The sequence below is a fragment of the Nonomuraea sp. NPDC050556 genome (assembly GCF_044457355.1).
GTDB lineage: Bacteria > Actinomycetota > Actinomycetes > Streptosporangiales > Streptosporangiaceae > Nonomuraea.
Genome location: NZ_JBITGU010000005.1, coordinates 444,772 through 464,655 on the forward strand (window position 1 = coordinate 444,772; position 19,884 = coordinate 464,655).

General features: G+C 67.9%; 25 protein-coding genes and 1 tRNA gene. 11 read left to right on the forward strand and 15 right to left on the reverse strand.

From position 1 onward, the window contains the following. Window positions 1–21: 21 nt before the first annotated feature. The 3 genes from ACIBG8_RS44400 to ACIBG8_RS44410 are packed head-to-tail and all read right to left on the reverse strand — an operon-like array spanning window position 22 to window position 1,636. The gene (locus tag ACIBG8_RS44400; RefSeq protein WP_397349301.1) at window positions 22–879 is read right to left on the reverse strand and encodes a helix-turn-helix domain-containing protein; all 858 of its coding nucleotides are present in this window, start codon (window positions 877–879) and stop codon (window positions 22–24) included. Window positions 880–893: 14 nt separating this feature from the next. Then, on the reverse strand, window positions 894–1,427 hold the full coding sequence (locus tag ACIBG8_RS44405) for a DUF6879 family protein (protein WP_397349302.1): 534 nt from the start codon (window positions 1,425–1,427) through the stop codon (window positions 894–896). Further along, window positions 1,424–1,636 carry a hypothetical protein gene (locus ACIBG8_RS44410; protein ID WP_397349303.1) on the reverse strand — a complete coding sequence of 71 codons (213 nt, stop codon included), beginning with the start codon at window positions 1,634–1,636 and terminating at the stop codon, window positions 1,424–1,426. Before ACIBG8_RS44410 ends, ACIBG8_RS44405 begins: the two co-directional genes overlap by 4 nt. 598 nt (window positions 1,637–2,234) lie before the next feature. On the opposite strand from ACIBG8_RS44410, the gene ACIBG8_RS44415 reads away from it, so the two are divergent. Next, a complete protein-coding gene (locus ACIBG8_RS44415; protein ID WP_397349304.1) occupies window positions 2,235–2,384 on the forward strand; it encodes a hypothetical protein in 150 nt (49 codons plus the stop codon). 93 nt (window positions 2,385–2,477) lie between these two features. Here the strand turns inward: ACIBG8_RS44415 and ACIBG8_RS44420 are convergent, their stop codons facing one another. From ACIBG8_RS44420 to ACIBG8_RS44455, 8 genes are all read right to left on the reverse strand, one after another. Further along, a complete protein-coding gene (locus ACIBG8_RS44420) occupies window positions 2,478–2,828 on the reverse strand; it encodes a hypothetical protein (protein WP_397349305.1) in 351 nt (116 codons plus the stop codon). A 42-nt stretch (window positions 2,829–2,870) separates the two neighbouring features. Continuing rightward, window positions 2,871–3,605, reverse strand: coding sequence for a hypothetical protein (locus ACIBG8_RS44425; RefSeq protein WP_397349306.1), 735 nt, complete (start codon window positions 3,603–3,605; stop codon window positions 2,871–2,873). A gap of 32 nt (window positions 3,606–3,637) precedes the next feature. Beyond that, window positions 3,638–5,110: a terminase large subunit domain-containing protein gene (locus tag ACIBG8_RS44430; protein ID WP_397349307.1), complete on the reverse strand. Its 1,473-nt coding sequence runs from the start codon at window positions 5,108–5,110 to the stop codon at window positions 3,638–3,640. Then, on the reverse strand, window positions 5,103–5,603 hold the full coding sequence (locus ACIBG8_RS44435) for a hypothetical protein (RefSeq protein WP_397349308.1): 501 nt from the start codon (window positions 5,601–5,603) through the stop codon (window positions 5,103–5,105). Before ACIBG8_RS44435 ends, ACIBG8_RS44430 begins: the two co-directional genes overlap by 8 nt. A gap of 560 nt (window positions 5,604–6,163) precedes the next feature. Then, window positions 6,164–7,651: a YfjI family protein gene (locus tag ACIBG8_RS44440; RefSeq protein ID WP_397349309.1), complete on the reverse strand. Its 1,488-nt coding sequence runs from the start codon at window positions 7,649–7,651 to the stop codon at window positions 6,164–6,166. After that, window positions 7,648–7,974 carry a hypothetical protein gene (locus ACIBG8_RS44445; RefSeq protein ID WP_397349310.1) on the reverse strand — a complete coding sequence of 109 codons (327 nt, stop codon included), beginning with the start codon at window positions 7,972–7,974 and terminating at the stop codon, window positions 7,648–7,650. The genes ACIBG8_RS44440 and ACIBG8_RS44445 overlap by 4 nt, the downstream gene beginning before the upstream one ends. Next, window positions 7,974–8,225 carry a hypothetical protein gene (locus ACIBG8_RS44450; RefSeq protein WP_397349311.1) on the reverse strand — a complete coding sequence of 84 codons (252 nt, stop codon included), beginning with the start codon at window positions 8,223–8,225 and terminating at the stop codon, window positions 7,974–7,976. Before ACIBG8_RS44450 ends, ACIBG8_RS44445 begins: the two co-directional genes overlap by 1 nt. Further along, complete coding sequence (locus ACIBG8_RS44455) at window positions 8,212–8,436, reverse strand: helix-turn-helix domain-containing protein (RefSeq protein ID WP_397349312.1); 225 nt, start codon at window positions 8,434–8,436, stop codon at window positions 8,212–8,214. The genes ACIBG8_RS44450 and ACIBG8_RS44455 overlap by 14 nt, the downstream gene beginning before the upstream one ends. Window positions 8,437–8,531: 95 nt before the next feature. Here ACIBG8_RS44455 and ACIBG8_RS44460 point away from each other — a divergent pair, with 95 nt between their 5' ends. Continuing rightward, a complete protein-coding gene (locus ACIBG8_RS44460; RefSeq protein WP_397349313.1) occupies window positions 8,532–9,332 on the forward strand; it encodes a helix-turn-helix transcriptional regulator in 801 nt (266 codons plus the stop codon). Continuing rightward, window positions 9,332–10,603: a tyrosine-type recombinase/integrase gene (locus ACIBG8_RS44465; RefSeq protein ID WP_397349314.1), complete on the forward strand. Its 1,272-nt coding sequence runs from the start codon at window positions 9,332–9,334 to the stop codon at window positions 10,601–10,603. The genes ACIBG8_RS44460 and ACIBG8_RS44465 overlap by 1 nt, the downstream gene beginning before the upstream one ends. 81 nt (window positions 10,604–10,684) lie before the next feature. Here ACIBG8_RS44465 and ACIBG8_RS44470 read toward each other — a convergent pair whose 3' ends face one another. Continuing rightward, complete coding sequence (locus ACIBG8_RS44470; protein WP_397349315.1) at window positions 10,685–11,455, reverse strand: L,D-transpeptidase; 771 nt, start codon at window positions 11,453–11,455, stop codon at window positions 10,685–10,687. A 192-nt stretch (window positions 11,456–11,647) separates the two neighbouring features. Here ACIBG8_RS44470 and ACIBG8_RS44475 point away from each other — a divergent pair, with 192 nt between their 5' ends. From ACIBG8_RS44475 to ACIBG8_RS44490, 4 genes are all read left to right on the forward strand, one after another. After that, window positions 11,648–12,364, forward strand: coding sequence for a hypothetical protein (locus ACIBG8_RS44475; protein WP_397349316.1), 717 nt, complete (start codon window positions 11,648–11,650; stop codon window positions 12,362–12,364). 83 nt (window positions 12,365–12,447) lie between these two features. After that, the gene (locus ACIBG8_RS44480; protein WP_397349317.1) at window positions 12,448–13,287 is read left to right on the forward strand and encodes an NUDIX domain-containing protein; all 840 of its coding nucleotides are present in this window, start codon (window positions 12,448–12,450) and stop codon (window positions 13,285–13,287) included. Next, window positions 13,284–14,249, forward strand: coding sequence for a permease (locus ACIBG8_RS44485; protein WP_397349318.1), 966 nt, complete (start codon window positions 13,284–13,286; stop codon window positions 14,247–14,249). Before ACIBG8_RS44480 ends, ACIBG8_RS44485 begins: the two co-directional genes overlap by 4 nt. Further along, on the forward strand, window positions 14,246–14,914 hold the full coding sequence (locus ACIBG8_RS44490; RefSeq protein WP_397349319.1) for a TIGR03943 family putative permease subunit: 669 nt from the start codon (window positions 14,246–14,248) through the stop codon (window positions 14,912–14,914). Before ACIBG8_RS44485 ends, ACIBG8_RS44490 begins: the two co-directional genes overlap by 4 nt. A gap of 3 nt (window positions 14,915–14,917) precedes the next feature. Here ACIBG8_RS44490 and ACIBG8_RS44495 read toward each other — a convergent pair whose 3' ends face one another. Further along, window positions 14,918–15,229, reverse strand: coding sequence for an STAS domain-containing protein (locus ACIBG8_RS44495; RefSeq protein WP_397349320.1), 312 nt, complete (start codon window positions 15,227–15,229; stop codon window positions 14,918–14,920). 94 nt (window positions 15,230–15,323) lie between these two features. On the opposite strand from ACIBG8_RS44495, the gene ACIBG8_RS44500 reads away from it, so the two are divergent. Then, a tRNA-Ser gene (locus ACIBG8_RS44500) sits at window positions 15,324–15,410 on the forward strand. A 1-nt stretch (window position 15,411) separates the two neighbouring features. Here ACIBG8_RS44500 and ACIBG8_RS44505 read toward each other — a convergent pair. Beyond that, complete coding sequence (locus ACIBG8_RS44505) at window positions 15,412–16,902, reverse strand: AAA family ATPase (RefSeq protein ID WP_397349321.1); 1,491 nt, start codon at window positions 16,900–16,902, stop codon at window positions 15,412–15,414. Window positions 16,903–17,104: 202 nt separating this feature from the next. On the opposite strand from ACIBG8_RS44505, the gene ACIBG8_RS44510 reads away from it, so the two are divergent. Next, window positions 17,105–18,061 (forward strand): NAD(P)H-quinone oxidoreductase, encoded by a 957-nt coding sequence (locus tag ACIBG8_RS44510; protein WP_397349322.1) that lies wholly within the window; start codon window positions 17,105–17,107, stop codon window positions 18,059–18,061. 5 nt (window positions 18,062–18,066) lie between these two features. Beyond that, on the forward strand, window positions 18,067–18,579 hold the full coding sequence (locus ACIBG8_RS44515) for a bacterial proteasome activator family protein (protein WP_397349323.1): 513 nt from the start codon (window positions 18,067–18,069) through the stop codon (window positions 18,577–18,579). Here ACIBG8_RS44515 and ACIBG8_RS44520 read toward each other — a convergent pair. Next, window positions 18,570–19,376 carry an HAD family hydrolase gene (locus ACIBG8_RS44520; RefSeq protein WP_397349324.1) on the reverse strand — a complete coding sequence of 269 codons (807 nt, stop codon included), beginning with the start codon at window positions 19,374–19,376 and terminating at the stop codon, window positions 18,570–18,572. The genes ACIBG8_RS44515 and ACIBG8_RS44520 overlap by 10 nt on opposite strands. A gap of 224 nt (window positions 19,377–19,600) precedes the next feature. On the opposite strand from ACIBG8_RS44520, the gene ACIBG8_RS44525 reads away from it, so the two are divergent. Then, the gene (locus ACIBG8_RS44525) at window positions 19,601–19,804 is read left to right on the forward strand and encodes a cold-shock protein (RefSeq protein ID WP_219534920.1); all 204 of its coding nucleotides are present in this window, start codon (window positions 19,601–19,603) and stop codon (window positions 19,802–19,804) included. Window positions 19,805–19,884 lie beyond the last annotated feature (80 nt).

The window sequence follows — 19,884 nt, forward strand, 5'->3', positions numbered from 1 at the left end:
TCGTTGTGCCCTGCGGCATCCCTATTCGTCCTCGTCCAACGCTTGGATCGCGGTTGTGATCAGGGCTCGGGCGGCCTTGCCGTACACCGCGAGTTCGGCCAGTGCGGCGAACGTCGCGGCGTACATGGCGATCTCGTGGGGCTGCGTGATCGTCAGGTGGCCCGACACAAGTTCAACCGTCACCTCGGCGGTGTCGAACATGAAGAAGCCTTCGGGCGGCCACATGGCGGAGCGGTCTGTGCCGAGCGGAATGATTCCCAGGGAGATCGACGGCAGGGTGCTCACCGTGAGCAGGTTGCCGAGCTGCCCGACCATGACGTCGGCCCCGCCGATGGGATGGCGAAGGACGCTCTCTTCCAGCACCACCGCGAACCTGTGATCGCCCCTCTCGATGATCCGCTGCTTCTCCAACCTGACCCGTACGGCCTCCTCGACATCGTCGGAGAGGCTGCGCCGCTGCATGAGCGAGGTAAGCAGAGCGGAGATGTAGGCACCCGTCTGCAACGGTCCGGGGATGAGCTGCGAGGAGTAGATGCGAAAGTGGCGAGTTCTCTCCCATAGGGGGATCACCGACTCCTGGGCCACCTTCAGCCCGGTGCGCTCCATGTCCCGCCACTCGACGAACATCCCCTGAATCGCCTGGAGCGAGGCGACGAGATCGACGGCTTGACTCGGGACGTCGCAATGCCGACACCAGGTGGCGATGTCCTCGGTCGATGGCGGGCGGCGGCCGTGCTCGATCCGGCTGACCTTGGAGGAGTGCCATCCCGCCATCCGCGCCAGATCGCGGCCGGACAGGCGGGCATCCTGCCGGATCTGGCGGAGGCGGGCAGCGAGAACGTCGAGTGCTTGCTGGGCGCTTGAGGATTCGTAAGGCACTGGCGGTAGAACGCTCAGATAGCGGGCTTGTAGTCGTTGTGCGGGATGGCGCGTTGCCAAACCGCCTCGAACGCCGATGCGCACCTTTCGATTACGCCCTGATCGGTGACCTGCTCTGCGTCGAGCCAGTCGCCGTTGCCGTTGAAGTGGTTGATCAGCAACGTCTCATGGTCGAAGAGCCAGAAGTCGTTGCCGGGCAGTAGCAGATCTGTGGCTTGCCGACGAGGCAGCCAGCGCACCTCCTCTCCCGCGCGGATGTTGGGGAACGTGATGTCGTACTCGTAGTGGATGTAGGAACTGATCGGTTCGGAGACGACGCGCGCCCGTCGCATCGCGACACCCCGTTCCACCGCGTCCACGATGTTCTGGAGCCAGGGTCGCCACCAAGACGCGCGGTCATCGGGATCGAGCCTGTGCCCGGTTTGCCAGGCGTCGTAGTCCGGGTCCTCCAGCATGTAGCCATCGCGCATTTCCAGGTGCAGCGCCGACTTGCGGCACTGGCGTAGCGCGCTGTCGATCTGTGATGCCGGGGTGACGGTTGGCGTCACTTGGGCACCGCCGGGAGGAACCGGATCATGCGCTGAGGGAATCGGATGATGGCCTCCCCTGCGGGGATGTTCCCGATTTCGGCGAGGGTAGCGGGGGCTATGGCGGTGTACCCCTGCGCCAAGATGTCGCCGGTGTCGGTGTCCAGCCAGAACGTCGGGGAGCCACCGTTGGGGCTTTCGGGGTCCTTGCCAAGGAACTGGAGTGCCATGGAGTCCTCCGATGGTCGATGTGTCTGTGCCCGAGTTTGCGTCTCCCCACAACCCACATCAAGAGAATTGCCGAAGTTTGCCAGCTCTCCCTGAGGGCGTCGCACCCATACGTGCACGACGCAAAGCTGGGCAATCTCGTTGAGGCACCCATCAGACGTTACTTAGCGTCGCGGCTATGCCCTCCATTTGGCCCCGACCAGGGCACACCCCGATCTCCATCAATGGGTCTCCCCTTGATCCTTCGGATCTCCTTGCGGTGCCCGAGTTCGACACCTGGCTTGGGGAAGATGGCAGGCTCCACGGAAGGCACCGCAATTCCGGTGCACTGATCGACGCGGACAACCCGCGTCAGCTTGCCCTCCGGGCGCTGGCAAAGCGTGTGACCTGGACCTGGCGTACAGCAGGTAGAGCCTGATGAGCGCTGACCCTGTCCAGCGGCGGCCACGTAACACCCGTGACAGTGCCGATTGGGAGTGCCCGGGGGTCGAGCTGACGCTCCACCCTGCGCGTGCCCAAATCGGGTACCGCTCCGTGGAATGGCGGACTGCCCGGCCCGATTATTGGCGGGTGGTTGAGTGGACCTGTGCTTGCCAAGCGATGGTATTCGAGCTGATCAGCTACGGCGGTCAGTACGCCGTTCACAAGATCGTACAGACCGATCCGCCCGCCCACTCGTTCGCTGGCCCGTGGCCGCATCGTGAGGCCCGCATGTGGTGGATGCGGATCGTGGCCGGACAGGTCCGCTAGCCCGCGCGGCGGGCAGAGCGTCACCCTCCCTGCCCGCCGCGCGTGGTGTCCCCGTGTTCTTGACCATGGAGGGCGAGAACACGGGGACACTGTCTACCGGCTGCGGGCCGCGCGGCGCGCGGCCCGGAGGTCGTCCACACTCCGGGTCTCCTGCGCGCCACCGTTGAAGTCGCCGCCGGATCGCCCGGACGCGGCCTCCTTGTCGTCCTTGGCCTCCTGCCGCGCAGCGGCGGCCTCCAGGCGGTCCAGGTACTCCCGGCACAGCTCGATCTTGCTGCGCGCCTGCTCGGCCTCGTCCAGGATGGCGGCCAGCCGGTCGAGCACCTGCTTGGCGTTCGCCCGGACGGACGCGGCCTGCATCGGGTCGCCGCTGGCGTGGGCCTGGTGGAGGCTCTGGCGGAGCTCGGCTACGGCCTCGCCGATGGTCTTGCCCGTGGTGGTCATGAAGACTCTCCTCTTTGCTGATCTTGTGTGTCGAGGTGTGGGTCAGGCACCGCTACCGGCCCGCCCGGTCTTGACTACCTGGCCGTCCGTGATCGTGCTGCCGCTGCCGTTGGCCTCGATGTCCGCCATCAGCTCCGCCTTGCGGAGCGTGCGCTCGGGGTCCTCCTCCAGGCGGCGGACCTGCTCACGGGCCTGCGACAGAGTCCGGATCAGGGTCTCCCAGGACTCGCCGACCTTGAACTGAAGCCGGGCCGCCGCGCCCCGCTCGCCCGGGGTCGCCTGCGCAATGCCGCGCTCCACCTGGCCCATGGTCTTGTTCAGAGCCAGGGCGGACATCGCCTGATCGCCGCGCGCATAGGTGGGCAGCTCGGTCTTGATCGCGGCCAGCGTCGCCAGGTCGCCCGCCTGGGTGGCGGCCTTCACCAGGTCGTCCACGTGGTCGCCGTGGTCGAGCTGCTGGCGCACCCGCGACCATGCCGCCTGCCGCTGCATCTCCCGCAGCGTCTCGGTCTGCGGGTCGTCGGCGGTGGGCTGAGCGGTGATCCACTCCTCCACCCCGGCGTGGGCACGGCGGGCCTCCTGCTCGATCTGGTCGAGCTGGGCCATGGCCTCCTGGCGGAGCTTGGCGGCCTGCTGGGCACGGTAGTCGGGGGCGTACCGGTCATCCCGGGTGACCTTACCCAGGGCGGCCACGAGGTCCTGGCGGACGGCGGTAACCCTGCCGGGCAGCAGGTCAAGGTCCATCTTCTTGGCCTGGGCGTGGATCTGCGTAGACATGTTGATCTCCTTCTTGTTGTTCGTCGTGTGAGTCACCAGGCGTTCTCCGGCGACCTCTCGCCCCCGCTGGGAGCGGTGATGGCGGCGGGCAGGTCCAGCGGCACGGCCTCCTGTGGGATCAGGAGACCGTGGCCGGTCTTGAGTGCGTCCTCCTCCGTCTGCCGTATCCGGCGGACAGATCTGCGGGCGTAGGTGGTGTTCAGGCAGCTCACGGCCTGCATGGCGGCCATGGCCAGGTCGTCATGGCCGATGCGGGCGGGAACCGAGATCTGCACCATGCCGGAGGCACTGTGGGTGAACTGGAGGCTGTGGAGCTGACGAAGCAACTCCGGGTGCCGGGGCAGCACAAGGCGGCCCTGCTGGAGAAGGACCTTGAGCTTGCCGAACCCGGCTTGCTTGCGCCGCACATCGGTCCAGACCGGAGCGACCCACGGCCGGACACCTGCCCGCCACAACCGTTCCGTCAAGGTCTGGGTGGGCGCACCGCCGACCCCGTTCGTCTCCGATGCCCAGCACCGCACATCGAACGCCGACCCGATGGCCACCAGCCGGTCGATGAAGTCGCCGTACGGCATCCGCGCGTGCGACTCCAGCCACGGCAGGTAGAACGGCACGTCCTCCCCGAGAACCTGGTGGTTCCACCCCCGGTCGTCCAGCGGGGCCATCAGGACCACGGCGTTCGCGTCCTGGGCGAACCCCCAGTCAAGCCCCGCCGCCCCGCCCAGCGGGCAGTGTTCGCCCCAGGTCGCTTTCACCCGTTCCGGCGACCACAGCTCGTAATCGGCGACGGCACCAAGCAGTTCCTCAGCGGTGAAGTAGGCGGTCTGATCCTCCACCCACTCCGCCAGCACTTCCTGACGGAACACCCACTCGGGGTCTTGCTTGCGCCAGTCCTCCAGCAGCGAGGCGTCCACCAGCGGGGAGACCGTACTCGGCCAGTGGAAGGAGGCGTACCCTTCCGCTCCGTTGACCCCCAAGTGGTAGAGCTGGGAGAAGAAGCGGTCGCGGCCCCCGAACGGAGTGGAGGCCAGCACCACCCGCGACTCAGGGCGAGCGATGATCGAGTACCGGGCAGCCCGCCACAGGTCGTCGGGAATCTGGGCGGCCTCGTCCAGGATCAGCAGGTCCACCGACTTGCCCCGCACCTGCTTCTCGCTGGCCGGTACGCACCGGATGGTGCTGCCGTTGGTCAGGGTGACCCGCGAGGCGTTGTCGTCCACCACCGACCCCGCCAGCAACGGCGAGGAGGCCAGCGCGGAGATCTCGGCCATCAGGTCCTTGGCCGCGTCCTCCCCGGCGCTCAGGACCAGCACCCGGTAACCGGCCTGGGTGAACGCCCCATGCAGAGCGATCACCGCAAGCGTCCTGGACTTGCCCGCCTGCCGTCCGCAGCACATCGCCCGTGTCCGTGCCGGGTTCAGTGCCACCTGGGCCTGGTGGGGCCACAGCGGCTCTCCGATCAGCCGTTCGGCGAACACTCGCACATCCCGCAGTCCCTCAACCATGCCTCACCTCCTTGTCGTCGTTGCTGTCGTCGTCCTGGTCGGCGCGGTCCAGGCCGGACAGCAGCTTGGCCATGTCCACCCCGGCGGCAACCACGTCACGCCCCAGACGCGCGGCGCTCAGCGGGTCCAGACCCAACCGAGACCGCTCCCGTGCCGCCCGGTTCTCCGCCCGGTGCAGCAACGCGTAGGCGGCCCGCACCCGCTCGTCTGCAAGGTCGCCGACCCCATCGCCAGACACCTCGGCCAGCCCCTCCAGGTAGGCCACCATCAGCCGCACCTGAGCCTCCGCCCGCGCCCACGCCTCCAAGGCACCCCGCCAACGCGGCTTGCCCAGGTAGGCGCACTCCGGGTCGGCCAGCACCTCGGCCACCAGCTCCCGCGCCACCGGATCGACCTTCCGCAGCGAGTAGACCCCGTGCCGGACCGACAGTTCATGCCCCGGCTCGAAGGGGGGCCGCTGCCCGGGGAACCGGGGAGTCCATCCATCAGTCATCACGGCCCCCATTCGAGGTCCATGGAGAACACACAGTTCTTCCTGAACCCGGCTTCGCCATAGCTCCTGAGCTGGAGAAACACCGTTGGGCCACGACGGCAAGGGCACACACAGGGCACACACGCAGATAGGCCGACACGTTTTCCCAGCTCAGGGGCTTGCAAGACACGTCGGCCCACGGGGTCTCATCTCGACCCCTCGCGCGCGCGGCATTTCTACCGATCACCAAGGCGGCACGCCCCCGCCGCTCCACCAGTCCCGGGGCGTTCCGGCGGACCTGAACCCACCCCTTCCCGCCCCAAGAGTGGAGACGGTGGTGACAGAAGCACGAATTGCCGTCATGACCTGCGCTTTCGTTGTCACCACGGGCGCGGACAACCGAGTGACAGAACCAAGGACTTGTGCGGTGAGCTGCGGGAACATCTGTCACCGGCCAAGGAGACTCATCCCGACCCACCCTTGTGTCACCACCGATGCCTTCCGTCAGCCGCTTGTCACCGCTAGCCGGTGACGCCTGTTCGCCCTGGTCAGGAGCGGTTTCGAGTGCTTTTGTCACCATGTCACCAGCCCTTCGGGTTGACCTCGTACCGGGTGGGCTTGCGACCCCCGGTCGAGGGCTCGATCGTCCGGCGGGTGTATCCGTTCTGCTCCAGGAGGGCCAGGATCGTCATCAGGTCACCAGCGGCCTTGAACCTCCGGTGCATCCCTCGATGCGCCTCGCGCTGTGTGAAGTCCTTGCGCTCACCGATCCACTTCAGGACCGCCTGTGCGTCCTCCAGCAACGGGTGGGCGCGCATCACGCCGAACGCGGCCATTGCGTGCTCTATGTAGTAGCGGGCGAGCTCAACGGCGCGGCCCATGGTGTCCTCGCTGATCGAGGTCTGCGCCCCCCTCGTCGGGTTCTCGGCGAGGTGGAGCAAGCCAGCCAGCCGGGCTGTGTGGCCTGGGAGCTTGGCGGCCCATTCCTGTAGGTTCTCCAGATCCCCTGACCCTCGTCGGAGACGTGGTTCAAGCTCCTCTCGCCATTCGGTGTGCAGCTTCAGCGCTCCTGGGGTCAGGGTGACCACGGCGGGGTCGGTCCAGTCGGACAGGCCGATGATCAGTCCCATCACGGTGTCGCGGTAGCGGTCCAGCACCACCTGATCCAGCAGGTTGGGAGTGAGGTTTCGCCACCCCACCATGTCCGGGGGAACGGCGAACAGCACCCGGGCGAGCGCGCCCCGTCCGTGCATCTGCCTCTTGGCCGCGATGTCGCGCAGGAGTTGCGGCTGAAGGCAGATGCCCATGGTCAGAGCGGGCCGCTCCACAAACTCCTTGCGGCCTCGTCGATCGACCACCAGCCGGTCTCCGGCGTGACCCTTGAGCACGAGTTCGAGGTTGGGATGGCCGCTGGTATACCGGCCCATGATCACCTCGAAGAACGTGCCCTCCGCGCTGAGGATCGCCAGCCGCCCGCCCTGCTCGACCAACAGCGAAGTGGCGGTCTCGGGGGTGATGTCGTCGGCGCTCAGGCGCGGCAGGACGGGGACGTCCATCTCCTCGGCCATGCGTGCGGCATCTGCTGCCGTCTCCACCTCCTCAGGGTTCTTGGCCCTCTTCCGCGACGCCTCCGCACGGGCCATGGCTTTGCGCTGCTGCTTCTCCACCTCCTTGATCTTTTCCTCGATGGCTTCCTTAAGGACCTTCTCCGCCGTGAACACCGGGTCGAGCATGGACCGGAAGGCGGGCGACTTGCCCGACCCGGGCGGCATGGCGATGGCCACCATGAGGTTCAGCGGCTCGCGCCATTGCCCACGCACGGCGACCTCGGCGCGGCCACCCGCAGCGGTGGCCAGCACCGCCAGGGCCAGCCCGCCCGGCAGGTCCTCGGGAACCTGCACCTCCTCCGCGACCCCACGGACCATCTCGGCGATGTAGCCGGGGAAGACGTCGGTGGGGAAAGCCGGAAGCTCCGCGCGGGTATCGAACGGGACAGGGTCCTCCCAGTCGTCGGTGGAGGCCACGTCTTCGGCGGTGAAGCCGGGGACGTGATCGAACGGGTTGCTCACTCGCCCTCCCCTGTGGCCCCGATTTCGGCCGGACGCTTCGCGTCCCACCGAGCCGGGCCGCCCGTGTAGTCACCGTGCAGGAGGACCGGGACGACGAGACGGCGGGCCTGAAGCTCGGCGTTGGTCGGCGGGCTGGCCGTACGGCGGACCCGCTCGGCCAGCGCCTTCCACACCTGGGCGATCTCGTGGTGGGCGTGGGCGTAACCGACCTCCCACCCCGACCGGTGGCCGTCGCGGTAGCCGTCGGAGTACATCTGGGCTTCGCGCTTGTGCTGGCCGTCGAGATCGTTGACGAGCTTGCGCATCTCCTCCAGGTCACCCATCACGCCACCTCCGGCACGGCCAGAGAGCCGGGCTCCCGCAGGAGGCGGTTCAGGGCGGCCAGCTCGTTCATGCGCCGGAGCAGACGGTCACGGTCGCGCGGGTGGAGCCGGGCGAGGAGCTGAGCCGTGCTCGGCTTGGGCGCACGGGCTACCCTGGCCTTGTTGTCGTTGAGCTTGCTGGGCGCAGCGACGTTCTGGCGGCCCTGGGAGGTGGAGCTCCTGGGGCCGCACTGCTTCTTAGGCGACGACATCGGCACCGCCGCCCTGGTTCTGGTCGAGCCACTTCTCGATGTCCGCCCAGCGGTAGCGGATGTGCCTGCCAACCTTGATGTACCTCGGCCCGACACCACGCCAGCGCCACTGGACGAGAGTCTTCTGCGGGATGCCCAGGTAGTCGGCCACCTCCGGAGTCCCGGGGAGTGGGCCGTTCGGCTCCTTGATTGAGGTCTTACGGATCGCCATCACCTTTCGTTTGAAACGGATGAATTTCTCTCTCTTCATCCCCAAGGGTCTCGAAAGGCTGGCTTCAAGTCAAGCGAGAAGCTAGGCTTCGCTTCATGAGCAAAACACGAGGTGAAAGCACTCGCGATACCGGCTTGAAGGACAAGCCGCGTCGCTGGTCGAAGGAGGAGTGGCGCGATGCAGTGGCGGAGGCTCCACCGTTCTCCGTCGCCCTGGGCCAGAAGCTCCGGACGGTCCGAGAGGGGAAGGGCTGGACGACGGAGGACATCGCCACATCCGCCCAGGGGTATGGGCTTGGCTGGCACCGCACGACGGTCGGGCAAATCGAGTTGGGCAAGCGCGCTCTAAGCGCCATCGAGCTACTGATGCTGCCCTTTCTGTACGGCAAGCCGCTCGTGAAGCTTCTGCCTGGCGAGGTTGCCCACCTGACCGACACGACCGCCGCGAGTATCGACTACCTCGTCCCCTTCGCGATCACAGGCGAGGTGTGGGACCAGCCGGGCTCCGGTCACCTTCACCGGCCTGGGCGCTTCCACTTCAAGGGGCAGGAGGAGCGCGTTGGGCGCTTCGTCCAAGCCCTGCGAGACCAGCCCAACCCCTGGCCGCCGGAGGCCGTGGCCGCCCACACCGGTATCCCGGACGAGGCCGAAACAAAGGCCGCGAAGCGGCTGGACACCACCCCGCACTATGTCGCCTATGCGGCCCGCATGACGTGGGGCCACGGCCTTACCGCCGAGCGAGACACCCGGCTCAATCAGCGCCCGGACACCCCCGCCGACCGCCGTGCCCTCCAGGCTGCTCGCGGCCACGTCACCCGGGAATTGATCAACGAGCTAGACCCCGTAATCCGCAGGCTCGAAGAGCAGCGCACCCCCACCCCCTCCAAGGAGGACTAATGGCCGTCTACGACCGCTGGCACAAGTCCCGTGTCAAGCCTGGTGATCCGACGTGCAAGGAGCACGACAAGCCCCCCACCACCGACCACGGCAAGGGCGAGCGCTGGCAGGTCCGCTGGCGTGACGAGCAGGGCGACCAGAAGAAGCGGAACTTCGAGAAGAAGGGCGAAGCCGACGCCTACGACGCCAAGGTCAGGAACGACCTCAAGACGGGCGACTACATCGACCCCAAGGCGGGCAAGGTCACTTTCCGCCAGCGGGGTGACATGTGGCTAGGCTCCGCCACCTTCGGACAGGCCGTGTCCGACCACATCGCCATGCGGCTCCGGGTTCACATCTATCCGACCTTCGGCCACCTGGAGATGCGCATCCTCGCTAACCAGCCGTCGCTGATCCAGAAGTGGATCAAGAGCCTTCAGGGGAGGCTCGCGCCGACCTACATCAAGGTCCTGTTCGCCCACGTCTCCGCCGTCTTCTCCGCTGCCGTGGAGGACAGGGTCATTCCCCGGAACCCGTGCCAGGCCAAGGGGATCAAGCTGCCCCCGATCGTCCAGGGCAAGGTTCAGCCGTGGCTGTTCGAGTGGGTGGACGGCATGCGGGATGCTCTCCCCGAGCGGTACGAGGTCATGGTGGACATCGGGGCGGGGCTTGGCTTGCGGCAAGGCGAGATCTTCGGCCTGTCGGTGGAGGACGTGGACTTTCTGCGCCGTGTGGTCCACGTGCGGCGGCAGGTGAAGGTCATCCGTGGACGGCTGGTCTACGGGCTCCCCAAAGGTGACAAGGAACGGGATGTTCCCCTCCCGGACTCGGTCGCGCTGCGGTTGTCGGCGCACCTGGCCGCGACTCCCGCCGTGAACGTCGATATGCCATGGGACCGCCTGGACGGCGAGCGCAAGGAACACCGCCTGATCTTCACCACGGTCACGGGCAAAGCGGTCCACCGCGACTACTTCAACGAGACGTTCTGGCGTCCCGGGCTGGTCACCGCTGGAGTCGTCCCGCCGCCCGCCAAGGGCGAGAAGCGCAAGTCGTACCGGGAGCACGGCATGCACGCCCTCAGGCACTTCTACGCGTCGGTCCTGCTGGACGGCGGGGAGTCCATCAAGGCACTCAGCGTGTACCTCGGCCACCACGACCCCGGCTTCACCCTGCGCACGTACACACACCTGATGCCGTCCAGCGAGGACCGCACCCGTAAGGCCGTGGACGCCGTTTTCGGGGCACAGAATTCCCCGGCGAGTGCCCTGGTTGTGCCCTCTACGGGCAGCTAGCAAGCTCCGGTGCAGGTCAGAGCCCTAAGCAGGCTCAGAATCACGACTATCAGCACTTCAGCAAGGGCGGCGGCTGAGACCTCAGTCCGCGATCAGGACGGGCGTGCCCAGTGGGAGCTTCACCAGCACCTTGAGCGCCGACGGAGGCACCCTGACGCAGCCGTGGGTGACCGCCTTGCCGAACACCTTGGGGTCCGGCCAGCCGTGGAAGGCGACCGTACCCGGCCCGCCGCCGAAGGAGTCGAGGGTCTGCGAGTGCGTGCCGAGCGGCAGGATGAACGGGCTGTACTTCTTCTCCTTGGGCGCCATCAACGCCAGCAGGAAGGTCCGGCCCACCGGGGTCGGTGACTCGGGCGAGCCCACGGCGACCGTCCAGGTGCCGACCTTCTTCGCCCTGACCTTCTTGCCCTTCTTGGTGTAGCTCACCACGGCCAGCTTCTTGTCGCTCAGGTCCACGACGACCCGGAAATGGGAGCTGGCCCGCTGGAGACCCTTGCTGCGGATCCACCCCGTCGCGTAGTTGGGCTTGCTCGGCAGCAGGACGCGGACCCAGCCGCTGCGCGACTCGACCACCGGCACCCACGTGGGGCCGCCGAGCTGCGTGGCAGGCAGGACGGCGACCGCCTTGCCGCCCGGCGCGGGGTAGACGCCCACGGCGCGCTTGGGGTGGACGACCAGGCCGCTCAGCTTGCCGAACTTGTCGCTGTCGAGCGGGAGGCCGGTCAGCGAGGTGAAGGTGGTGGCCTTGGGCAGGGCCGCCGGACGGGCGGCGACGGCTGGGGCCGGGGCGGAAATACCCAGGGCAGCGACCATGGCCACGGCGATCGCCGCTCGGCGAGGTGCATGGAACACGATCGACTCCTGAGATAACCATCCGGCGCTGGTTGATAACGGTTTGGAACGATTGAAACTACTACGAGTAATTGGTGGGACATTGTTACACACAAGCGCCCCAAGGGGCCCATGATCGCTCAAGTTATGTATGAGGTGCCCGTGACTACCGGAAGAGTCTCCCCACTACGCCGCTGGTTAGCGGTAGGCGCCATGATCATCGTGGCGGCGCTGGCCGCCTTCGTCGTCGCGGGTACCGCGTCCGCCGCCCCCAAGGGGGACAACGGCGACGTCAAGGTCCACGAGAGCACGACGCCCGAGGACGACCAGCGCGACGAGCCGCACGTCTGCGTCTTCTACCTCGTCGGGTTCAAGTTCGACAAGGCCCAGTCCGTCTCCTGGGAGATCAAGTCCTGGCCGCCCACGGGCAACGGGACCACGGTGAAGACCGGCACCCTCACGCTCGACTCGAACGGGCACGGCCGTACCGCCGACATGACCCTGCCGAACGGGCACTACAAGCTGTACTGGAACTTCACCGGCGAGAACGGCAGGGCCAAGCAGAAGGTGTTCTGGGTGTCCTGCACCCCGACGACCCCGACGCCCACCCCGACCCCTTCGTCCACGCCGAGCTCCACACCGAGCTCCACACCGAGTTCCACACCGAGCTCCACACCGAGCTCCACACCGAGCTCGACTCCCACGCCGTCCTCGACGCCGACTCCCAGCTCGACCCCGACGCCGTCCTCGACGCCCACCCCCACGTCGACTCCTACGCCCACGCCGTCCCCCTCGCACTCTCACCACGAGGGGCACACGGACACCGACTGGGGCACATGGACCGAGTCCGACACCCCTGCGGACGAGGGACAGCCCACGCCCGCGCCGACGCCCACGCCGGTGAAGACCGACGTACCGGTGACCGGCTGACGAATCACCCCTGAAGGCCCGGGTCCTCTGGACTCCGGGCCTTCGGCGTCCCCTGAGGAACCGACTTCCGCGAGAATCGGTCCATGGCGGCGAAGGATGGCGATGGGTGGACCGTGTGCGAGCGCGGGCACCGGCACTGGGGTCTGTACGGCGCGGCCGGGCTGCTGGCCGTACACCATGACGACCGGGGCGCCCCGCACGTCCTGATGCAGAAACGGTCCTGGTGGAGCCATCACGGGGGCACCTGGGGGCTGCCCGGCGGGGCCAAGGACAGTCATGAGGGTGCCGTCGCCACTGCGCTCAGGGAGGCCTGGGAGGAGGCGGCGCTGGTCCCCGACGGGCTGCGGGTGCAGGGGGTCTATACCGACGACCATGGCGGGTGGGCGTTCGAGACGGTGATCTGCGAGGCGGACGCGTTGCTTCCCGCGGCTCCGGCCAACGGGGAGAGCGCCGAGCTCCGGTGGCTGTCGCTCGCCGAGATCGATCGGAAGAACCTGCATCCCGGGTTCGCGGAGAGCTGGGGAGAGGTCCGGCGGGAACTGAGTCCTGGCACGCTGGTTCTCGACATCGCCAACATCGTCGGCGCCCGCGCAGAGCGTGGCTGGTGGAACGACCGGCTGGGCGCCGCGACGAGGCTGCTGGGCGAGGTCGCGGGGCGCGGGTTCGACCATCCGGTGCTGTCTGAGTGGTTCCCGCGGGTGGTGGCGGTCGTCGAGGGGCAGGCCAGGGGCGCCCTGGCGCCGGACCCGGTGGAGGTGGTCGACGCGGAGCACAGCGGCGACGACGCGATCGTCGACGTCGTACGGCACGCCAGGCCGTGGGAGAACGTCACGGTGGTCACCGCGGATCGGGGACTCAAGGAGCGCATCGCCGCGCTCGGGGCGACGACGACGGGACCGAGATGGCTGCTCGCCCAACTGTGACCAACGAGGTGCCCCCGGAGACCTGGGGGCGCGGGCCGCAACGGCCCATTCCGGTGCTGTTCATCACGGTCGTCCTGCTGCTCATCGTGGGGCGGTTCGTGCTCGCGCCCCACCTGACCGCGCCCGCGCTGCAGACCTGGGCCACGGTCTTCGTGGCGATCTGCGTGCAGGCGTTACCCTTCCTCGTCTTCGGCGTCGCCCTGTCGGCGGCTATCGCGGCGTTCGTCCCCGCTTCCTTCTGGACGAGGGCGCTGCCCAAGCGGCCCGCGATGGCCGTTCCCGTGGCCGGGCTGGCGGGGGCGGTGCTGCCCGGGTGCGAGTGCGCCTCCGTGCCAGTGGCGTCCGGGTTGATGGCGCGCGGCGTGACCCCCGCGGCGGCCCTGGCCTTCCTGCTGTCCTCTCCGGCGATCAACCCCGTCGTCCTGGTCGCGACGGCCGTGGCCTTTCCCGGGCAGCCGCTCATGGTGCTGGCCAGGTTCGCCGCCTCGCTGGTGGCCGCGGTGTGCGTCGGCTGGCTGTGGCTGCGGTTCGGCAAAACCGAGTGGATAAGCAACCGGGCGCACGCACACGGCTCGTTCGCCGAGGCCATGCGGCACGACCTGCTGCACGCGGGCGGGTTCCTGATCGTGGGCGGGCTGGCGGCGGCGACGCTCAACGTGGTGGTGCCGCGCGAGTGGCTGACCGCCGTGGCCGACGTGCCCTGGGTGTCGATCCTCGCGCTCGCCCTGCTGGCGGTGCTGCTGTCGATCTGCTCCGAGGCGGACGCGTTCGTCGCCGCCTCGCTGTCGGCCTTCTCCCCCACGGCGAAGCTGGCCTTCATGGTCGTCGGGCCGATGGTGGACCTGAAGCTGATCGCGCTGCAGGCGGGCACGTTCGGCCGGGCGTTCGCGGTCAGGTTCGTGCCGCTCACCCTGGCCCTGGCGATCGGGGCGAGCCTGCTCGTGGGCGGGGTGCTGCTGTGAACCGGGTGTCGCAGAACCTCGTGCTGATGTTGCTCGGCGGGGCCATCCTGCGGATCTCCGCCTTCTCCACCACCTACGTCAACTACGTCAAGCCGGGCTTCCGGCCCTTCCTGATCGCCGCGGGCGCGGCGTTGCTGCTGCTGGGGATCGTCTCGTGGCGCAGGATGCCGGAACACGAACATCCAGGGCCGAGAGTGGCCTGGCTGCTGTGCCTGCCGGTGCTGGCGATCTTCCTGATCGCGCCGCCCGCGCTCGGCTCGTTCGCCGCCTCGCGGTCGGACGCCGCGCCACCTCCGCCGGTGCAGACGGGGTACCAGCCGCTCGAGGGCGCGACGGCCATGCCGATGGGCGAGTTCATCGGGCGGGCCTGGGGCGAGGGGCAGACGCTCAAGGGGCACGTGATCACGCTCACCGGGTTCGTCACGCCGTCGAAGAAGAAGGACCAGTGGTACGTGACGCGCATGCAGCTGTCGTGCTGCGCGGCGGACGCCTACGCGCTCAAGGTCGCCGTGCGGGGCGCGGCGGAGCCTGAGGAGAACACCTGGGTCGAGGTGACCGGGACCTGGGTACCCCACGTGGGTAAGGTCCCCAATGGGGTGGTGTGGGCAGAGCTGGAGGCGTCCTCGGTGGAGAAGGTGGACGAACCGGCTGAGCCGTACGAGTAGGGGTCAGGCGGGGAAGGCGGCGCTGAGTCCGGTCACGTCGAGCACCCGGCGCAGAACCCCCTGCACCTGGATCAACCTGAACATGCCGCCGCGGGCCCGCAGGTTCCGCTGCAGCTGGATCAGCGCCCACAACCCGCTCGAATCGCAGAAGGTGAGCCGCTCGGCGTCGACCACGACGGTGTCGTACCCCTCGGCGACCAGTTCGTCGAACCGGCGGCTGAGCTGGGGGGCCGACAGCTTGTCCAGTTCCCCGACGAGCCGGACGAGGACGCAGGACGCCTCCGACCGCTCAATCTCGACGCTGAGCTCTGCCAAAGGTCGCCTCCCTGCTGGAAGTCTCACTCGACGCTACACCGACTGTGCGGGGAGCGTTAGGCCCCGCACAGCCGCTATCGTGGTGAGGCGCACTGGAGGGTTCGCATAGTGGACGAGTGCAGCCGCCTTGAAAGCGGCCAGGTCAGCGATGGCCTCAAGGGTTCGAATCCCTTACCCTCCGCTCAATGACCCCCTTCTGGGGCAAACCCATCGCCCACGCACGCCGCGAGCTGGATGAAGGCCTCCCTCGTCGGCTCCTGCAGCCGGTCGAGGTCGATCTCCGCCCCCTCCTCCAGGTGCGGGTCGTACGGCACGCGGATCACCGCACGGCACCTGGCGGCGAAGTGCGCCTCCAGCTTCTTGATGTCCACAGCCGACTTGGAACGCGGCCGCACGCTGCACAGCACCACGGTCGCGTCCTTCACCAGGTCGCCGTAGTGATGCGCCTCGAGCCAGTCCAGCGTCGCGGAAGCCGCTCGCGCGCCGTCCACCGACGGCGAGCTGACCAGCACGATCTGGTCGGCAAGACCCAGCACGCCGCCCATCGCCGAGTGCAGCAGACCGGTGCCGCAGTCGGTGATGCAGATGGAGTAGAAGTTCTCCAGCACCTGCGAGACCGCCTGGTAGTCGGCGCCGCTGAACGCCTCGGACACCGACGGGTCGCGGTCGGAGGCCAGCACCTCCAGCCGCGACGGCGCCTGCGAGGTGAACGCCCTGATGTCGACGTAGCGTTTGACCTGCTCACGCTCGTTGAGCAGGTCGCGTACGGTCGCCGACGTCTCCAGCACCAGCTTGTCCGAGAGCGTTCCACGATCAGGGTTGGCGTCGACCGCGATCACGCGGTCGCCGCGTACCTGCGCGAGGGTCGCGCCCAGCCCGACCGTGGTCGTCGTCTTGCCGACCCCGCCCTTCAGGCTGAGTACGGCCACGCGGTGGTGTCCGGTGGCGACCGGCGTCCGCGCCCTGGTGAGCAGCTCGCGCCGGAGCCTGACCTCCAGGGGCTCGCCCGGCTTGATCCAGCCGCCGGACGCCTTGTAGATCAGCCTGCGCCAGCCCTTGGACGGGGCGTTGCGCCTGCCGCGCAGCAACGACTCCGGGTCGAGGCTGTCGGCGGACGGCCGTGCGCCCGCTGCCGGCCGTACCGGGATGGAGAAGGTCGGCGTCGGCGTCTGCGCCGCCCTTCGCCTGCCCGGGGTGGGCACGACGGCGGGTGCGGGCGGCGGCTCCGGGGTGAAGACCGAGACGACGGGCTCGGGCTCCTCCGGTTCCTGCTCAGGCTCGGGCTGCTCGTCGATGGCCTCGGGGAGCCGTGGCCATTCCGGCGGGCTCGGCCAGTCCTGCGGGCCGGTGTCGTTCAACGGTTCGAACATGCTGCGCGAGGCCGTCGGCACGTCGGTGTCGTCCGGCCTGGGCAGCGGCTTGAGCGGGGCCAGGAAGGAGTCCTCTGTCTCCTCCTTGCCCAAACCGGCCGGCGGCGCCGTTTCCAGCCACTCGGTCACGTCGGCCTCGGTGGCCGGCACGTCCTCTGCGGCAGGGCCGTACACGGAGTCGACCGCGGCGCGGAACAGTGGCGGCGTCGGTGTCTCCTGCTCGGCGGGAACAGAGAGCCACGGGTCACTCGGATATGGCGAGACGGTCAGCTCCCCGTCGGGGCCGACTGCCGTGGCGCTCACACTTACAGGTGCGTCCTCTGTCTCCTTGATGGCATCGAGCCAGGCAAGCTGTTCCTCGAGAGATTCTTCACGATCGTGTCTTGCCACCGTGTTCCCCCTCGGGATGGGTGTAAAGGGGCAGCAAACACATTGCAGATTAACGCCCCGTGTTCCGATGAACGCGCTCAACCCACAACTTCCTTGCCGGGCTACCGTGTTCCCTATGCGAGCCATCGTGATCACAGCGTTCGGCGGACCCGAGGTTCTGGAGTGGCGCGAGGTGCCGGATCCACGCCCTGAGCGGGGAGAGGTCCTCATCGAGGTGACCGCGTCTGCGGTCAACCGGGCGGACATTCTCCAGCGAGTCGGGATGTACAACCCGCCGGAGGGAGAATCCCCTTACCCCGGGCTGGAATGTTCTGGAATCGTGACCGAGGTCGGTGCGGACGTCGTCGGCTTCGCCCCTGGCGACGAGGTCTGCGCGCTGCTCGGCGGCGGCGGATATGCCGAGCGGGTCGCGGTTCCGTGGCAGCAGGTCATGCCCGCGCCGTCCGGTGTCTCGCTGAAGGAGGCGGCCGGGCTGCCCGAGGTGGCGTGCACGGTCTGGGCCAACGTCTTCATGACGGGACGGCTCAGGCGGCAGGAGACGCTGCTCGTGCACGGCGGCGCGAGCGGGATCGGCACGATGGCGATCCAGCTGGCCAAGGCTTTCGGGTCGCGGGTGATCACGACCGCGGGCTCGGCGGAGAAGCTGGAACGGCTGCGCGAGCTCGGCGCGGACGAGGTCATCAACTACCGCGAGGAGAACTTCGCCGAGAAGGCGGAGGCCGACGTCATCCTCGACATCATGGGCGCCAAATACCTGTCCGGAAACATCCAAGTCTTGCGGACGGGTGGGCGGCTGGTGATCATCGGGCTCCAGGGCGGCATCGTCGGCGAGATCGACCTCAGCGCGCTCATGAGGAAGCGCGCCGCCATCCACGGCACCATGCTCCGCAACCGCTCGGCCGACGAGAAGGGCGTCGTCGTGCGTGGCGTCGTCGACAACGTGTGGCCGCTGGTGGAGGCGGGAGCCGTACGTCCTGTCGTGTACGCCGAGGTTCCCCTGGCGGAAGCGGCGGAGGCGCAGCGCATGCTCGATTCCGGGGACCACATCGGCAAGATCCTGCTAGTACGGTGAGGAATATGAACGCTGAGGACAACAACACCCCACACATCGTGGTTGTAGGTCCTGACTTCCAGGGCCAGGACGATAGCGGTGACGAGGAGCGCTCGATCACCAACCTGGTCGAGCAGCCCGCCAAGGTGATGCGCATCGGCAGCATGATCCGCCAGCTGCTCGAGGAAGTTCGCGCGGCTCCCCTCGACGAGGCCAGCCGCAAGCGGCTCAAGGAGATCCACGCCAGCTCGATAAAGGAGCTCGAGGACGGCCTGGCCCCCGAGCTCGTCGACGAGCTGGAGCGGCTGTCCCTGCCGTGGACCGACGACAACGGCACGCCGCCGAGCGAGGCGGAGCTGCGCATCGCGCACGCCCAGCTCGTCGGCTGGCTCGAAGGGCTGTTCCACGGCATCCAGACCACGCTGTTCGCGCAGCAAATGGCGGCGCGCGCCCAGCTTGAGCAGATGCGCAGGGCGCTGCCCGGCGGGTCGATCCCCGAGGGCCCCCAGGCTCCCGGCGGGTCCGGCCCCTACCTGTAGAGCTCCTCGAGCACCTGCGCCACCCCGTCGTCGTTGTTGGCGGCCGTCACGTGGTCGACGGCGGCCAGCACGTCGGGGTGCGCGTTGGCGACCGCGTACGACGTGCCTGCCCAGCTCAGCATGGGCAGGTCGTTCGGCATGTCACCGAAGGCCACGACCTGCGCAGGCTTGATGTCGTTGCGCTCGGCGAGCGTCGCCAGCGCGGTGGCCTTCGTGACGCCCTGCGCGCTCATCTCGATCAGCGCTCTGCCGCTGGAGTGCGTCGCGGTCACCAGGTGGCCGACCAGGTCGTCCACGGTGGCGTGGAGGCGGTCGGGGTCCATCTCGGGGTGCAGCGCCAGGAGTTTGGCGCACGGGCGCGAGGTCAGCGTGGACGTCCCGACGCGGAGTCCGGCTACTGCCTTCTTGTCCCATCCGCCCAGCCTGAATTCCGACTCGTGCGCAAATCCCCCTTCGTACTCGACCGAAAAAGCCAGTTCGGGCACGTTCGCTCGTAGCGCAGCGACCACTTCGCCGAGCACCTCGGTGTCGATCAAGTGAGATTCCACTATCCGCTCGGTGTGCAGGTCGTAGATGAGCGCGCCGTTGGCGCAGACGGCCAGCCCGCGGTGGCGGACTGCGCCCGCCACGCTGCTCATCCACCTCGGTGGACGGCCCGTCACGAAGACGAGCACGGCTCCTGCGTCCTCGACTCTGGCGAAGGCGGCGGCGGTTCTCGAGGAGATCGTGCCGTCTGTCCGCAACGCGGTTCCATCAAGGTCTGTCGCGACTAGACGCGGTACGGGAAGGCTCTGCATAACAGGTTCCAGTTTGCACTGTGATGCCCCCCGCCAGAAATCTTCCTAGCGAGGGGAACACCAACAGACCGGAATGGTGTTAGATGTGATGGCGTTGTATTAGCTGATCCCGTAGTGAAAACCAGCATGACTTTGTCTGAGCCACCCCGGGTTGCTGCTGTACGACACAACCGGGACTCGCGAGGTGTGAGTCCCATAGATACACATCCTGAGGGAGAGCTTTTATGGCTCAGGGAACCGTCAAGTGGTTCAACGCTGAAAAGGGCTTCGGCTTCATCGCTCCGGACGGCGGTGCACCGGACGTGTTCGTGCACTTCTCCGAGATCCAGGGCAACGGCTACCGCAGCCTCGAAGACGGCCAGCGGGTCGAGTTCGAGATCACGCAGGGCCAGAAGGGGCCGCAGGCCTCCCAGGTCCGTGCCATCTGACCTGTAGCAACGAGACAGGGCGGGGTTCGCTTCCAGCGGGCCTCGCCCTTTCGTTTGTATAACGGGCCGAACCAACGCAA

Bases quoted from the DNA above. Each gene is read 5' to 3' on its own strand.
- ACIBG8_RS44410 (WP_397349303.1), bottom strand. From the start codon at position 1,636: ATGGCACTCCAGTTCCTTGGCAAGGACCCCGAAAGCCCCAACGGTGGC.
- ACIBG8_RS44415 (WP_397349304.1), top strand. From the start codon at position 2,235: ATGGTATTCGAGCTGATCAGCTACGGCGGTCAGTACGCCGTTCACAAG.
- ACIBG8_RS44420 (WP_397349305.1), bottom strand. From the start codon at position 2,828: ATGACCACCACGGGCAAGACCATCGGCGAGGCCGTAGCCGAGCTCCGC.
- ACIBG8_RS44425 (WP_397349306.1), bottom strand. From the start codon at position 3,605: ATGTCTACGCAGATCCACGCCCAGGCCAAGAAGATGGACCTTGACCTG.
- ACIBG8_RS44430 (WP_397349307.1), bottom strand. From the start codon at position 5,110: ATGGTTGAGGGACTGCGGGATGTGCGAGTGTTCGCCGAACGGCTGATC.
- ACIBG8_RS44435 (WP_397349308.1), bottom strand. From the start codon at position 5,603: ATGACTGATGGATGGACTCCCCGGTTCCCCGGGCAGCGGCCCCCCTTC.
- ACIBG8_RS44445 (WP_397349310.1), bottom strand. From the start codon at position 7,974: ATGGGTGACCTGGAGGAGATGCGCAAGCTCGTCAACGATCTCGACGGC.
- ACIBG8_RS44450 (WP_397349311.1), bottom strand. From the start codon at position 8,225: ATGTCGTCGCCTAAGAAGCAGTGCGGCCCCAGGAGCTCCACCTCCCAG.
- ACIBG8_RS44455 (WP_397349312.1), bottom strand. From the start codon at position 8,436: ATGGCGATCCGTAAGACCTCAATCAAGGAGCCGAACGGCCCACTCCCC.
- ACIBG8_RS44460 (WP_397349313.1), top strand. From the start codon at position 8,532: ATGAGCAAAACACGAGGTGAAAGCACTCGCGATACCGGCTTGAAGGAC.
- ACIBG8_RS44465 (WP_397349314.1), top strand. From the start codon at position 9,332: ATGGCCGTCTACGACCGCTGGCACAAGTCCCGTGTCAAGCCTGGTGAT.
- ACIBG8_RS44475 (WP_397349316.1), top strand. From the start codon at position 11,648: ATGATCATCGTGGCGGCGCTGGCCGCCTTCGTCGTCGCGGGTACCGCG.
- ACIBG8_RS44480 (WP_397349317.1), top strand. From the start codon at position 12,448: ATGGCGGCGAAGGATGGCGATGGGTGGACCGTGTGCGAGCGCGGGCAC.
- ACIBG8_RS44510 (WP_397349322.1), top strand. From the start codon at position 17,105: ATGCGAGCCATCGTGATCACAGCGTTCGGCGGACCCGAGGTTCTGGAG.
- ACIBG8_RS44515 (WP_397349323.1), top strand. From the start codon at position 18,067: ATGAACGCTGAGGACAACAACACCCCACACATCGTGGTTGTAGGTCCT.
- ACIBG8_RS44520 (WP_397349324.1), bottom strand. From the start codon at position 19,376: ATGCAGAGCCTTCCCGTACCGCGTCTAGTCGCGACAGACCTTGATGGA.
- ACIBG8_RS44525 (WP_219534920.1), top strand. From the start codon at position 19,601: ATGGCTCAGGGAACCGTCAAGTGGTTCAACGCTGAAAAGGGCTTCGGC.